Source organism: Rhodoferax sp., assembly GCF_034520025.1.
Taxonomy (GTDB): Bacteria; Pseudomonadota; Gammaproteobacteria; order Burkholderiales; family Burkholderiaceae_C; genus Allorhodoferax.
Genome location: NZ_JAXHNZ010000002.1, coordinates 283,543 through 297,648, shown reverse-complemented (window position 1 = coordinate 297,648; position 14,106 = coordinate 283,543). Strand labels below are relative to the sequence as shown.

Here is a 14,106-nt window from a genome sequence, read left to right as displayed (position 1 = left end):
CGTTTTTCTCCTTCTTGCGGTACAGGCGCCCACGCGCCTCACCCGTTAGTACGCGACCGGTAAGGGGTCGAGAGACCGCCAAATATACCAAGTTGCCACACTGCAATATGGCGCCCAGGCTGCCGCGACTTCGCGCGCATCACTACGACTCACCACATCACCCGAAAAATAGTTCTGGCTGATGCCAGTAATCAAACCGGCGTCATCCAATGGCAGCACATTCGGACGCATGAGGTGAAAAATCATGAACATCTCTGCCGTCCACCGGCCTATGCCGCGTATAGATACCAGCTCTGCGATGATTTCTTCATCGTCCATGCTGTCCCAATCTTTGACATGCAAGGCACCATTGTCAAAGTGCAAAGCCAGGTCCACCAGATATTCGACCTTGCGGGCACTGAGGCCGGCTGCGCGCATGTCATCCACCTTGAGCTTCAAGACATTGGCGGGCGTCAGCTTCTTGGGCAACAGGCTAAACCGGTCCCACACGGTTTGGGCGGCTTTCACCGAAATCTGCTGACCGATGATGCTGCGCGCTAAGGTGACAAAGGCGTCGCCCCGTGTTTGGAGACATGCATCCCCGAATTGCGGAATCAGGCGTTTCATGACCCGATCCTTTTTCATCAGATGTTTGCAGGCCTCCTCCCAAAAATAGGGGGTAATGACTGCTTCGGCAGTCGCAGGAATTGCAAAAGCCATTACTCTGCCGCCTCCCAGGTCGTCCCTGCGGCGGAGTCCTTCAGCACAATGCCCTGGGCGAGCAGTTCTTTACGGATCGTGTCTGCCAACGCAAAGTCCTTAGCGGCTTTAGCCGCGGCGCGCTCCGCGATTCGCTGCGCAATGGTCGCCTCGTCCGGCCCTGCTCCAGATTGCAAGTACGCTTTGGCGTCCGCTTGCAGCAGGCCGATACAGCCGCCCAAGGCCTTGAGGAGCGAAGCACACTCCACCGAGCGTGTGCGGTTGACCTCGCCCGCCAGATCAAAAAGCACCGCAATGGCTTCGGGGGTCCCAAAATCCTCGTCCATCGCAGCCTTGAAACGGGCCGCGAAGGGATTGGCCCAATCAATGGCAATGTCCAACGGTGCAGCGACCGTCAGTGCGGTATACAGGCGCTTGAGTGCCTGGCGGGCATCATCCAAATGCGCGTCGCTGTAGTTCAGGGCACTGCGGTAGTGCGCCCGCACGATGAAGAAGCGAACGGTTTCCGCGTCGTATTGCTTCAAGACGTCGCGGATGGTGAAGAAGTTTCCGAGCGACTTGCTCATCTTTTCGTTGTCGACGCGCACAAAGCCGTTGTGCATCCAAAACTGCGCCAGCGGCTGGCCGTGGGCGCCTTCGCTTTGCGCAATTTCATTTTCGTGGTGGGGGAACTGCAAGTCCGCGCCGCCACCGTGAATATCAAAGGTCTTGCCCAAGGTGGCGCAGCTCATGGCCGAGCATTCAATATGCCAACCGGGTCGGCCTGTACCAAAAGTACTATCCCACTTAGCCTCAGGTGGCTCCTCGGGTTTGGCTGACTTCCAGAGCACAAAGTCCAAGGGGTCTTCTTTTCCGTCTTGAACTGCTACTCGCTCGCCGGCGCGCAGTTCATCCAGAGACTTGCCGGACAGCTTTCCGTAGCCTTCAAACTTGCGAACGGAGTAATTCATATCGCCATTGCCCGAGCGGTAAGCCAGGCCCTTGGCCTCCAGCTCGCCAATCAGCGACAGCATTTGCGGCACATATTCAGTGGCGCGAGGCTCCACCGAAGGCGCCTCAATGCGCAGCGCGCCGATATCGGCATGCATGGCTTCGATCATTTCATCGGTCAACTGGCGGATCGTGATGCCGCGCTCCAGAGCCCGCCTGATGATCTTGTCATCGATGTCAGTGATGTTTCGCACATACGTCACCTTCAAATCGCTGGCCTTCAGCCACCGCTGCACCACATCAAAAGCCATCATCATTCGTGCGTGGCCGATGTGACACAGGTCATAGATCGTCATGCCACAGACATACATGCGCACGTGACCGGGCTCAAGAGGGGTGAGGGGTTGCAACGAACGCGTTAGCGTGTTGAAAATGCGCAAACTCATGGGTATCAAAAACCTGAACACAAAAACAACGAGCCCGCTACATCACAAAAGGACGCAAAGAGGGCTCGCAAACAATCAAATCGGGGGGGGTGTCCTCGGGGCTGCACGCTAACCCCTCGGCTACAATGCCCGCAGTATAAAGCCCTGCGCCGAGGGTGACTCACCGAGCAAGTTTTCAAAGGCACTATGAAGCAAGCCCCATCCCCGCTTTTTTCCGCAATCCGCTGGGTTGCACTGGCCGCTACCTTGTCGTTTGGAGTAGCCCATGCCGACGACTACGCAGATGTTGCGCAGCTGGTGCGCAATGGAAAGCTCCCGGAGGCCATGGCCAAGGCGGACCAGTACCTTGCAGCAAAGCCCCGTGACCCACAAATGCGCTTCCTGAAGGGCGTGATCCAACGTGACTCCGGCAAAAACACTGACGCGATTGCAACATTCACACGGTTGACTGAAGACTATCCTGAGCTCCCGGAGCCCTATAACAACCTGGCAGTCCTGTACGCCGGTCAAAGCCAATTTGACAAAGCGCGTACAGCCCTTGAGATGGCAATCCGCACCAACCCCAGCTACACCACAGCCCACGAGAACCTGGGGGATGTGTATGCCAAGTTGGCCAGCCAAGCCTACGGAAAAGCACTGCAACTTGACGCAAACAACGCAGCGGTGCCACCAAAGCTCGCTCTGATCCGTGAACTGTTCAATCCGGCCACCGCCAAAGGTCAGCGTCCAGCCTCAACGCTGTCTGCGCCGACACCCGTGGCGCCTCCACCCGTGGCAGCGCCCGCAAAGCCTGCCCCGGAGCCCGTGGTCAGCAAACCCGCAGCCCCCGCCGTACCGGCAGCGAACGCAACACCGGCGCAAACGGCAACAGCGGCAGCCGCCCCTGCTGCTCAACCTAAAGCCGAACCAGCATCAGGCGCAGATGCACGCAAAGACGTCGAAACTGCTGTACGGAATTGGGCGAAAGCATGGGCTGCCCGCGATATGAAAGGCTACTTGTCAGCCTACGGACGCGACTTTGACACACCAGGTGGCGTGAAGCGGTCTGCTTGGGAAGAAGAGCGTCGCCAACGCATTACCGGAAAGTCAAAAATCATGGTTACGATCAGCAACCTCAACATCACCGTCAACGGCTCGAAGGCGACCGCGAAATTTCGCCAAGACTACAAAGCCAACGAGTTGGCAGTGTCCAGCCGGAAAGTTCTGGAGCTCACCAAAACTGGTGATCGCTGGCTGATTGTTCGCGAATCTGTTGGCAACTGAGGCGTCGGAGCACTGTCGGAACGTGTTCGATAGCCTTTTGCGCACATTGAAATCCAATGTGCCTCATATCCGCGCCTTTCTGTGGACCCTCCCGTTGTTTGCCGCAGGACTGGGTTTGTATCCAGGCGATGCATCGGCAAATCCTGTTAAGACTATTCCGGCTCAAAAACCGGCAGTTAGCCCAGCTTCGAAAAATCCTGCCAAGGATGACACTGGCGCTGCAGAAGCCCGGCTGATTGAGGTCTACGGCCTCATTGGGCGGGGTGAAAATCGGTCAGCGCTTCTTAAAGCAGAACGCCTTGCGGCAGACTTGCCTACTTTCCAGCTGGCACAACTGGTCTACGGCGATCTGCTGGCCTCACGGGTTCGGCAGGTAACCACGCTGGGCGACGTTCCGCCTGCGATGGCCAAAAGCGCGAGCGAAGCGCTCAAGGAACTGCGTGAGGAATCCAGCAAGCGGGTGAAGGCTCTTAAAGAGCGGCCACCGACAGGCATGGTTCCTGCGCAGTTTCTGCAACTCGCCTCGACCACCCGCCACGCGATTGCAGTCGACGCCTCCCGGTCACGCCTGTATTTGTTTGAGAACTCAGGAAACGGCTTAACGCTGATTGCGGACTATTACATTTCCGTCGGAAAAGCGGGAATCTCCAAAGCCGTAGAGGGTGACCAGAGAACGCCTTTGGGCGTTTACTACATCACCAGCAATTTAGACCCCAAGACACTTAAAGATTTTTACGGATCTGGAGCCCTCCCCATCAACTATCCGAATGTCTTGGATGCAAAACGCGGGAAAACCGGCAGTGGCATCTGGCTGCATGGAACCCCCCCCACCCAATACGCCCGTGCACCCCTTGCAACGGATGGCTGTATCGTCCTTGCAAATCCGGACTTGGAGCGCATCATCAAAACAGTCGCGATCCGGGCAACACCCGTCGTAATTGCGTCGCAACTGCAATGGGTGCCGGCAGTGAACGCGAAAAACGCCGCGAAGGGATTTGAAAGTGCCCTTCTCGCCTGGCGCAATGCAAAAACCGGCGGTAATGTGCAGCAGGTGCTGAGTTTCTACACCCCGGACTTCAACAGCAACGGCAAAACGCTCCAGCAATGGACTCCTTTGTTGCGCGGAGAGATGGAAAAAATCAGAGGAAGAACGATCCAGCTGAAGGATGTCTCTTACCTCCACTGGATCGATAGCAACGAAACCATGGTGACCACCTTCGGCGAGGTGGCCGAAGGTTCCCGTATTGGCTGGACAAAGCGGCAGTATTGGAGCTACCAGAATGGTCAATGGAAAATTTTTTACGAAGGAGTACTGTGATGCACGTATGGATTCAACGAGGACTCAAAACCCTGACCGTTTGCACCGCCCTGCTCTTGCAACAAGCAGCGGTGGCGCAGGATACCGCCCCCAAAGTTGTGTTTCAAACGACCCAAGGCAATTTCACGGTGGAGGTTTATCCAGACAAATCACCCAAGACCGTCGAAAACTTTCTGCGGTATGTAAAAGACAAGCATTACAACGGCACGGTCTTTCATCGCGTCATCCCCAATTTCATGGTGCAGGGCGGAGGCTTCACGCCTAATATGCAGCAAAAAACGACCCGGGACCCGATTCCCCTGGAAGCAAACAACAGCTTGAAGAATGACCGGGGCACGATTGCCATGGCGCGCACAGCCAACCCACAAAGCGCAACTGCGCAGTTCTTTATCAATGTGGTGGACAATCAAAACCTGAATGCACCTCGCCCTGATGGCCACGGCTATGCTGTTTTCGGCAAAGTCGTCCAGGGCATGGATGTGATTGACAAAATTCGTGGTGTTCCGACCACCAATGCAGGCATGTACCAAGATGTGCCACAAACCCCTGTCGTTATCAACTCGGCCACTTTGGCCCCTTAAATCATGAGCAATCCTCAAGTCGAACTCCACATCACCGGCTACGGCGTTATCACCATCGAGCTGGACCAAGAGAAGGCCCCCAAGTCCAGCGCCAACTTTTTGGCGTATGTGAACAAAGGCCACTACAACAACACAATTTTCCACCGCGTGATTCCGGGCTTCATGATCCAGGGCGGCGGCATGGAGCCGGGAATGGCCCAGAAGCCAACCGACGCTCCTATCGAAAATGAAGCCAACAATGGCTTGAAAAATTCGACGTACACCCTGGCTATGGCGCGCACTGGCGACCCGCACTCTGCGACTGCACAGTTCTTTATTAACGTCGCTGATAACGGCTTCCTGAACCACACCGCACCCAGCATGCAAGGCTGGGGCTACGCTGTGTTCGGCAAAGTGATCGTCGGCTCTGAAGTGGTTGACAAAATCAAGGCTGTCAAAACCGGCAAAAAAGGGTTCCATGATGACGTGCCTAAAGAGGACGTGATCATCGAAAAAGCCGTGGCGCTGTAAATGGAAAAATGCCAGTGGAACTGATTGCACAGCCCCACTGGCGGCGGGTGGATTTCATCTCGGATCTCCACCTGCACTCCAGCGAGCCCCAAACATACGCAGTTTGGGCCCGCTATATGCGGGACACCAAGGCAGACGCACTCTTCATACTCGGCGATTTATTCGAAGTCTGGGTGGGCGATGACACCCTCACGGATGCACAGAGTTTTGAGTCAGCCTGTGTATCGACTATTCGCAGCACCGCAGCGCGGATACCGGTGTGTTGCATCGTTGGTAATCGCGATTTTTTGCTCAGCCAAACGTTCTCTACTGCGGCACAAGCTCAGCTATTGCCTGACCCTACCACGCTGACTTTCGCATCTCACCGGATTGTGTTGACCCATGGAGATGCTTGGTGTGTGGATGATGTGGATTACCAGGCATTCCGTCGCACCGTAAGGTCTACCGAATGGCAAGCCAACTTTCTCAAGCGCCCGCTAGCAGAACGCCGGGGAATTGCAAGCGACATCAGATCGCAGAGTGAAAAGAAGAAAGAAGTGACCAGCTACGCAGATGTGGACCACGACGTAGCGCAAAAAGCGCTTGCTTCTGCCAAAGCTACGCATCTCATCCACGGCCACACGCATAAACCCGCCACCCACGAGATGGAGCACGGAACACAGCGCTGGGTCCTGAGCGACTGGCATATCCAGGGAAAAGCGACTGACAGAGCCGAGGTATTAAGGCTAGAGCTACAGCCGATGTCGGACTCCCTCATCTGGACCCGCCTCTCACCGCACAACGCCTGCTGATCAACCAAGCAGGCTCGTAATGTGCTCCGCGCCGCAAAGCTATGCGGCACGGAGCTGCGTGTTTAACGCTTCAACAGAACTTTCAACACATTTTGCAAACGGCGTGCTTGTGTTGCGTCGTACGCTGCTGCCAATACCTGCGCGGTATCTTCCGCCCAAGTTTGAGCAGGTGCGGGGTCATTACGACGGGTCAATAGTTGCAATTGCATGCCACGTCGGGCATCCAAATGCTCGGCAGGCGTCGGTACCTCCGCGGCCATTTCAAGGCGCAACAAGTGTTGCGAAGCCGCCTCAGGCTTCACAGCAGTCGTGGCACTGACAGCCTTCACCCACGCACTACGGGCCTGACCCGCAGCACGACCACCCAAGTTTTGAGCCGTAGGTAACAGGGCAGCATCGCGCTTTTCCCACGCAGACAACAATTGCACCAAGGCCTCGCCATGGGCTTGAGCTGCCAGCTTTTTGAGGGCGAATTGGGCGTTTTCCATCGCTTCGCGTTGCGCACGGAAAGCGGTGTCACCCAAACGTGGCGCGCTGCTCATGGGTGCACCGTTGCGGTCGCCCATGCCGGCGCGGTCATCGCGACGAGGCGCACGGTCGCCGAACCCGGGCTTGCCGGCATCACGTCCGCCCCGTCCCGCATCCTTACGGTCGCCAAATTTGGACGCGCGGGGATCTGCAGGAGTCTCCTTCTTCATACCGGGACGGTCGTCTCCGCGCACCGCCACCACCGGCTTGGGAGCTGGCTTGGGAGCGACCACAGGCGCCACGGCGGCCGAGGAGTCCCCCCCCACCTCTGCAGCCGCTTCTGTTGCTACATTTTCGATAGCTACCGGCGCAGACTCTGCTTGGGCAGACACTGGATTTTCTTGCTGAACCAAGCCTTGTGCTGCCTGTTCACCGGCGCCTGCCGCGGCCACATCCGCTTGGGCTTGGGCTTGACCGTGCAGCGCAGCGTCGAGCGCTGTCATGGCCGCACGGATGGCGGTTGCATCGCCAGAGGCGTTAGCGGCTTCCAATGCTTTGGCCGCATCAAGCACCGCACGGTCGCGCGCACCCAAGGCAGCTTCTGCTTTTTCGCGGTCTGCACTTTTGCGATTAAAGGCATCGTCAATCGGCTTGCGGAAAGCATCCCACAGCTTTTGCTCCTGGCGGCGATCGACCGGGATCGCGTGGGCCTGGGCTTGCCAGCGTTGCTGCAAGGATTTGACCGCATCGATCCGCAGTACCGGCATGGCACCAAGCTGCTTAGCCTCTTCAATCATGGCTTGGCGGGCTGCAAGGCTCTGAGCCTGAACCGCCTCCAGTGGAGCTGCTGCTTCTGCAAACGCTGCTTTCCACAAGGGTTGCAGCTCAGCAAACATTTTTTCGCCCACATGGCCAGCTTCACGCCAGCGGTCGGAAAACTGGTAGAGGATGCGATTGAAGCCTTTCCAGTCGTCATCCAATGCGGTACGGTTTGCCGCAGCCCACGCTTTGACCTCGTCAATAAGCGCCAATCGTTGGGCACGGTGTTCGGCAGACTCCGCCTTCACCTTTTCCAACCAGCTCTCCACCACCTTGTAGGCTTCGTTACAGGCTTCGTCAAAACGCTTCCAAAGCGCATGGTTGGGCACGCCGCCCTGGTCGGTTTGCTTCCACTGGTCACGAAGACTGCGCAAGGTTTCTTGCATCTTGCGGCCGCCGATCGCCTGACCATCGGGGCGCTTGAGCAGACCTTCAGCCTTGCCCACCAGCTCCTCACGGATCTGGTCTGCACGCCAGCGCTGCCAACCTTCCAACTCACCTGCAGCCGACAAAGCGGCGTGGGCCTGGTTTTCAAGCTTGGCATCAATCAGCTTGCCGAACTCTTTCAGGGCGTTGCGCAGGCCTGCTGCAGCACCGGCGCTGGCTTTGCCATGGCCCTCGCTCACTTCTTGCTCGACGGTGGCCAACGCGGCCTTGACCGCAGCTTGCGCTTGTGCGCGCAACTCGGGATCTACCTTGGGCTTGGAAACCTTGGGGGCCACCTCTGCCGGCACGCCGCGCAGCGCACGGATCTCGTCGGCCCACACCGGCACGGGAGGCAAAGGTGCCGCCGCATCTTGCGCCGCTGTCAGGGCGAGTGCCAATGCGGCCTGGAAAGCGTCCCACACCACCAACAACTGGCCTTTGGATGCATCCAACAAAGCCGGGAACTTGGCATCCACACTTACCCAGTTGCTGTTGAAAACCAAGGTTTCGGCTTGGCTCTGCCAATGCTGCACATCGGTGCGCAGGGCATCAACTGCCGTTTGCGCATCTGCCAATGCTTTGGTGGACAGCACTTCAATACGCTGAGCCAGCAATACTGCCGCTTCGCGCTGGACCTGCACCTGGTGTTGCAGGTCTTCGATCCCTTTTACACGCTCAGAGAGCTGTCCCTTCAGGGTGAGCAATGGCTCTTTACTCAACGGTGCACCCGCTTTGGCGGCATCACGTTGCCAAGCAAGGGCGTCTGCAATATTGAGTTTGGCGGTGTCGATCAGGGCTTGCGCTTTGGCAGCCCATTCAGCACCCAGTGCTTCCTGACCTTTGGCACGACGGGCCTCATCAAGCTTTTCTCGCACCAATTTGGCGGCGCCCTTGTCTTTCACGCTGAGTTCTTTGAAGACGTCGGCCAACTGCTCGTGGCCCGGCTGGGTCAACAACCAGTCACGAATGCGGGACGCACGCTCCCCCGCAGTGGCAGCGGTAAAGGCTCCGCCAGTCAGACGGTCCAGAGAGGCGATATCAGTGTTTTTAGCAGATTGGTTCGACGTCACAGCGAGCTCAGAGTAAAGTGGGTATGAAATAAGCAACTTCGTATTTTCGCTGCGTTTTCAACACAATCCGCATTGTTTTTGGCGCATTGCACGCAGGAACCGAAAAAGCCGGGGAGCAAGTCCTCGACGACAGCGTGTTTTGCCCCTCCTCTCTTGACCGAAGAGCGTGCCATAGGCGTGAGCTTTGCAGACCAAAAATGCAAAGAGGTGGCGGCTTCATTCGGACACCCCGACCTCCCCTTGGGGTAAGTGCACTGCAGCGGCGGCTGCTTTATATATAGATGCTGCATAGGTCCCCATAAACACACCCGATGAAAAAGCAAAGCCTTTCTTGCACCCTTTGGACTTGCACTGCAGGTACCCTGTCCCAAGGTAGTTCCGAGCCCAAAAACGGAGAAAAATCGATCTTTTAGAATCTGTCAACCATATCAAATAAGATTGATATGGTTGACTTGGCATATAAAGCACCCATAGAATCCGTCCAATTTAAATCCCGCCTAGGGATTACCCGCCCCGCTGCCGAACCCGGCATATTCAAATCGCTGCACATGTCGAGACGACGCCGCAGGATATTGATAGCGTACCAACCCAAACGAGGGGACCTGCAAGGACTTGCCGACCTGGCAAACCTGGCCGGCCACCCCCGCCAAAGAAGGAAGAGCTATGACAGCGACTACCCGCATCACCAAAGGCATTCGCACTGTTGCGAACGACATCGCCCAAGGTTTTTTTGAAATTACACACAACGGTTTTGCACTTCTTGGCCTAGCCGTGATGTTCGCCATCATCACATTTGTTTACCACCCAGAAATCCGTACTGAAACTGAAATGCGCCTCATGGGATGGCTTCAAGACCGCCATGCACCGAGCATAAGCGTGAGCTTGGAGCCTGACGCCATTGAGCGCGCAACGGCCACCAATCCCCAAGAACTCCCCAAGCAACAGGCGGCGGTCGCCTTTTGGTTGAGTAAGAAATACAGCGTCGCTCCAGAGCCGCTGAGTGCGTTAGTTGCAGAGGCTTTTGAAACGGGTCGGCGCGCCAAAATAGAGCCCACCCTGATATTGGCTGTCATGGCGGTGGAGTCAGGCTTCAACCCTTTTGCCCAAAGCCATGTAGGTGCCCAAGGCCTAATGCAGGTTATGACCAAAGTTCACAGTGAAAAATACGAGGGCTATGGCGGCAAACTGGCCGCGTTTGACCCTGTGTCCAATCTGCGTGTTGGCGCCAAAGTGTTAAAGGAATGCATCGCCCGTGCTGGATCCATCGAAGGTGGGCTCAAACTGTATGTGGGAGCCGGCAATATGAAGTCGGATGGCGGCTATACAGCCAAAGTCTTGGCCGAATACGCGCGCTTGCAAAGCGTTGTGTCCGGCAAACCTATCCAGAGCATTCAGCCTAACCCGGCGGTAATAACGCCGGTAGTTGAACCGTCCGCTCCACCCTCCGTTGAGAATGTGGCGGCCTTGACTCAACCTTCCTGACCGGACGCGGGGCGCCCTGAGTCGGTTAAACTCTCGCTCGCACGCGACTGGCGATAGGCGCCGTCTTCCTCAGGAAGCCGGTTGCTGACGTGGGACACCACTGGGAAGCGTGCCGCACGACCTGCACGGTTTGTGTGATTAGCCGTTCGCCTGGGCAGCCCTGTTGTCACCATTGACCCACAGGCCCGATCTCCTCAAAGGACTGCCATGTACGACCGCAACATTCTTGTTGAACAAGCCGACCCCGAACTCTGGGCCGCCATCCTGGCCGAAAACGCTCGCCAGGAACACCACATCGAGTTGATCGCCAGCGAAAACTACGCCTCGCCCGCCGTCATGGCCGCCCAAGGCAGCCAGCTGACCAACAAATACGCCGAAGGCTATCCCGGCCGCCGCTACTACGGTGGCTGCGAGCACGTCGATGTAGCCGAACAACTGGCTATTGATCGTATCAAGCAAATTTTCGGAGCAGATGCCGCCAACGTGCAGCCCCATTGCGGCGCATCGGCCAACGAAGCTGTGTTTTTGGCGTTCTTGAAGCCTGGCGACACCATCATGGGCATGAGCTTGGCTGAGGGCGGTCACTTGACCCACGGCATGCCTCTGAACATGAGCGGTAAATGGTTCAACGTCGTGTCCTACGGCTTGGATGCCAATGAAGCCATTGACTACGAAGCCATGGAGCGCAAGGCCCACGAAACCAAGCCTAAGCTGATCATTGCCGGCGCATCCGCCTACTCCTTGGCCATTGACTTCGCTCGCTTTGCCAAAGTGGCAAAAGACGTGGGTGCCATCTTCATGGTAGACATGGCCCACTATGCCGGCCTCATTGCCGCAGGCGTGTACCCCAACCCAGTACCCTACGCTGACGTAGTGACCTCCACCACGCACAAGAGCCTGCGCGGCCCCCGTGGCGGCATCATCTTGATGAAGGCAGAACACGAGAAGGCCATCAATAGCGCCATCTTCCCCGGCCTGCAAGGTGGCCCTTTGATGCATGTGATTGCTGCCAAGGCTGTGGCTTTCAAAGAAGCCCTAACCCCCGAGTTCAAGGCTTACCAAGCTCAAGTGGTGCGCAATGCCAAGATCGTTGCAGAAACCTTGACTGCACGTGGCCTGCGTATCGTCAGCGGCGGTACTGAAAGCCATGTGATGCTGGTGGACCTGCGCTCCAAGGGCATTACCGGCAAAGAAGCTGAAGCGGTCTTGGGCGCTGCCCACATGACGATCAACAAGAACGCCATCCCCAACGACCCTGAAAAGCCCATGGTGACCAGTGGTATCCGGGTAGGCACCCCCGCCATGACCACACGCGGCTTCAAAGATGAAGAAGCCCGCGCCACGGCCCACCTGATTGCCGATGTGCTGGACAACCCCCGCGACGAAGGCAACATTGCGGCAGTTCGCGCCAAGGTCCACGCCCTGACCTCACGCTTCCCGGTTTACAAGTAAGCAAGGTCAGTATTTACGATGAAGTGCCCCTTCTGCAGCCATTCCGAAACCCAAGTGGTGGAGACACGAATTTCTGAAGACGGGGACTTCATCCGTCGCAGGCGCCAATGCGGCTCCTGCGACAAACGGTTCACCACCTACGAGCGGCCAGACGTCAACTTTCCGGCCATCGTCAAGAAAGATGGCCGCCGCATTGAATTCGAGCGCGCCAAACTACTCGCTTCCATGAACCTGGCCCTACGGAAAAGGCCAGTGAGCACCGAACAGATCGACAGCGCCATCGAGCGTATCGAAGAAAAACTCTTGAATCTGGGCCTGCGCGAAGTCCAGAGCACCCGCATCGGCGAACTCGTGATGCGCGAACTCAAAAAACTGGACAAGGTCGCCTACGTGCGCTTTGCCAGCGTCTACCGCAGCTTTGAAGACATCGACGAATTCAAAACGTTGGTGGATGAAGTCAGCCGTTAACGCTCAGAAAGCGCAGGATGAGGCTTGCGCCCACAAGTTTCGAATAACGCTACGACTAGGGCGACATCTGACGTCCCCTCGGATTTGAGTAGCAGTTGAGCTTGAAGTCCAATCCCATAGACAGGAGATTGGACGTGAAAAAGCGATTTACAGAAGAGCAGATCATTGGCTTCCTGCGCGAAGCCGAAGCGGGCCTGGCAGTAGCCGAGCTATGCAGGCGGCACGGTTTCTCGGAGGCCAGCTATTGCCTCTGGCGTAGCAAATTTGGCGGCATGAACGTGTCAGACGCCAAGCGGCTAAAAGAGCTGGAAACGGAGAACGGGCGGCTCAAGCGGCTGCTGGCAGAGGCGATGCTGGAGAACGAGGTATTGAGGTAAGCCTTGCGAAAAAAGTGGTGAGCGCACCGGGTAGACGTGAACTGGTGCGCCACTTGGTCAGCCATGGGCTGAGCGAGCGTCGTTCTTTGCGCGTCATTGGCATGAGCGCCAGTGCTTATCGGTACGAACCAACACAGGACCGCAACTGTGCGCTCAAGGAGGAGATCATTGCTCTGGCACAACGGCATCGACTTTTCGGCGCCGGAATGATCTATCTGAAGCTGCGTCAGGCAGGTGAACTGGTCAATCACAAACGTGTGCATCGCCTGTATGCCGAGGCTGGCCTGCAGGTGAAGAAACGCAGGCGCAAGAAGATACCTCTGTCGGATCGACATCCATTGGAGCGACCCACACAGGCCAACCAAGTGTGGTCGATGGACTTCGTGTTTGACCGCACAGCAGAAGGACGCAGCATCAAGAGCCTGACGGTAGTCGATGACGCAACTCATGAAGCTGTGGCCATCATGCCGGAGCGTGCACTGGGCGGTAACCAACTGGTTCGCATCCTGGAGCAGTTGGCGAAAACGCGGGGCCTGCCCAAGGCCATCAGAACCGATAACGGCAAAGAGTTCTGTAGTCGCGCCATGCTGACCTGGGCCCATGCCAGGGGTGTTCAGTTGTTCCTGATCGAGCCAGGCAAGCCCAACCAGAACGCATACATCGAATCATTCAATGGCAGATTCCGGGATGAATGCCTGAACGAGCACTGGTTCACCAGCTTGCAGCATGCCCGGGTGGTCGTTGAATCTTGGCGCAGGGAATACAACGAAGAAAGGCCTAAGAGATCCCTTGGCGGTTTGACTCCGTCAGCCTACGCCAAGACGTTGATACAAAACCAGTTAAATTAACCCCGGACTCCAAAGCCCAGTGCTACTGAAAATGGGGGGACGTCGCCATCGTGCCAAGAAATAGCAATGAAAGATGTATTCGTTAATTTTCCTCCATCACCCTTGCCAAGCGGCCACTGCAATAGGATGAGCGGTGGCATGGGAACTTGCTATTGCTG

11 protein-coding genes, 1 pseudogene and 1 riboswitch are annotated in these 14,106 nt (G+C 56.9%); of the genes and pseudogenes, 9 read left to right on the top strand and 3 right to left on the bottom strand.

All coding sequences use genetic code 11. The features are described from left to right. Positions 1-45 precede the first annotated feature (45 nt). Complete coding sequence (locus tag U5L73_RS09700; RefSeq protein WP_322562169.1) at positions 46-699, bottom strand: DNA-3-methyladenine glycosylase 2 family protein; 654 nt, start codon at positions 697-699, stop codon at positions 46-48. Continuing rightward, positions 699-2,075, bottom strand: a complete 1,377-nt coding sequence (gene cysS, locus U5L73_RS09695) for a cysteine--tRNA ligase (protein WP_322562168.1) — start codon at positions 2,073-2,075, stop codon at positions 699-701. The genes U5L73_RS09700 and cysS overlap by 1 nt, the downstream gene beginning before the upstream one ends. A 186-nt stretch (positions 2,076-2,261) precedes the next feature. On the opposite strand from cysS, the gene U5L73_RS09690 reads away from it, so the two are divergent. The 5 genes from U5L73_RS09690 to U5L73_RS09670 all read left to right on the top strand — a co-directional run bounded on the left by U5L73_RS09690 (position 2,262) and on the right by U5L73_RS09670 (position 6,538). Further along, positions 2,262-3,338 (top strand): tetratricopeptide repeat protein, encoded by a 1,077-nt coding sequence (locus U5L73_RS09690; protein WP_322562167.1) that lies wholly within the window; start codon positions 2,262-2,264, stop codon positions 3,336-3,338. Between the two features lie 109 nt (positions 3,339-3,447). Next, positions 3,448-4,656: a L,D-transpeptidase family protein gene (locus U5L73_RS09685; RefSeq protein WP_416221330.1), complete on the top strand. Its 1,209-nt coding sequence runs from the start codon at positions 3,448-3,450 to the stop codon at positions 4,654-4,656. Further along, complete coding sequence (locus U5L73_RS09680; RefSeq protein ID WP_322562165.1) at positions 4,656-5,237, top strand: peptidylprolyl isomerase; 582 nt, start codon at positions 4,656-4,658, stop codon at positions 5,235-5,237. The genes U5L73_RS09685 and U5L73_RS09680 overlap by 1 nt, the downstream gene beginning before the upstream one ends. Before the next feature lie 3 nt (positions 5,238-5,240). Further along, complete coding sequence (locus U5L73_RS09675) at positions 5,241-5,747, top strand: peptidylprolyl isomerase (protein ID WP_322562164.1); 507 nt, start codon at positions 5,241-5,243, stop codon at positions 5,745-5,747. 14 nt (positions 5,748-5,761) lie between these two features. Further along, entirely contained in the window at positions 5,762-6,538 is a 777-nt protein-coding gene (locus U5L73_RS09670) for a UDP-2,3-diacylglucosamine diphosphatase (protein WP_416221291.1), read from the top strand. A gap of 62 nt (positions 6,539-6,600) precedes the next feature. On the opposite strand, the gene U5L73_RS09665 is transcribed toward U5L73_RS09670, so the two are convergent. Continuing rightward, entirely contained in the window at positions 6,601-9,321 is a 2,721-nt protein-coding gene (locus U5L73_RS09665; RefSeq protein ID WP_322562162.1) for a DUF349 domain-containing protein, read from the bottom strand. Positions 9,322-9,984: 663 nt separating this feature from the next. Here U5L73_RS09665 and U5L73_RS09660 point away from each other — a divergent pair. The 4 genes and pseudogenes from U5L73_RS09660 to U5L73_RS09645 all read left to right on the top strand — a co-directional run bounded on the left by U5L73_RS09660 (position 9,985) and on the right by U5L73_RS09645 (position 14,012). After that, entirely contained in the window at positions 9,985-10,803 is an 819-nt protein-coding gene (locus U5L73_RS09660; RefSeq protein WP_322562161.1) for a lytic transglycosylase domain-containing protein, read from the top strand. A gap of 33 nt (positions 10,804-10,836) precedes the next feature. Then, a riboswitch (ZMP/ZTP riboswitch) is annotated at positions 10,837-10,966 on the top strand. 44 nt (positions 10,967-11,010) lie between these two features. Further along, on the top strand, positions 11,011-12,255 hold the full coding sequence (glyA, locus tag U5L73_RS09655; RefSeq protein ID WP_322562160.1) for a serine hydroxymethyltransferase: 1,245 nt from the start codon (positions 11,011-11,013) through the stop codon (positions 12,253-12,255). Positions 12,256-12,273: 18 nt separating this feature from the next. Further along, positions 12,274-12,723 carry a transcriptional regulator NrdR gene (gene nrdR, locus U5L73_RS09650; RefSeq protein ID WP_313880854.1) on the top strand — a complete coding sequence of 150 codons (450 nt, stop codon included), beginning with the start codon at positions 12,274-12,276 and terminating at the stop codon, positions 12,721-12,723. Positions 12,724-12,839: 116 nt separating this feature from the next. After that, positions 12,840-14,012, top strand: a pseudogene (locus tag U5L73_RS09645) (IS3 family transposase). Positions 14,013-14,106: the final 94 nt, after the last annotated feature.

Excerpts from the sequence above, each read along its gene's own strand:
- U5L73_RS09700 (WP_322562169.1), bottom strand. The coding sequence starts at position 699 with ATGGCTTTTGCAATTCCTGCGACTGCCGAAGCAGTCATTACCCCCTAT.
- cysS (WP_322562168.1), bottom strand. The coding sequence starts at position 2,075 with ATGAGTTTGCGCATTTTCAACACGCTAACGCGTTCGTTGCAACCCCTC.
- U5L73_RS09660 (WP_322562161.1), top strand. The coding sequence starts at position 9,985 with ATGACAGCGACTACCCGCATCACCAAAGGCATTCGCACTGTTGCGAAC.
- glyA (WP_322562160.1), top strand. The coding sequence starts at position 11,011 with ATGTACGACCGCAACATTCTTGTTGAACAAGCCGACCCCGAACTCTGG.
- nrdR (WP_313880854.1), top strand. The coding sequence starts at position 12,274 with ATGAAGTGCCCCTTCTGCAGCCATTCCGAAACCCAAGTGGTGGAGACA.
- U5L73_RS09675 (WP_322562164.1), top strand. The coding sequence starts at position 5,241 with ATGAGCAATCCTCAAGTCGAACTCCACATCACCGGCTACGGCGTTATC.
- U5L73_RS09690 (WP_322562167.1), top strand. The coding sequence starts at position 2,262 with ATGAAGCAAGCCCCATCCCCGCTTTTTTCCGCAATCCGCTGGGTTGCA.
- U5L73_RS09680 (WP_322562165.1), top strand. The coding sequence starts at position 4,656 with ATGCACGTATGGATTCAACGAGGACTCAAAACCCTGACCGTTTGCACC.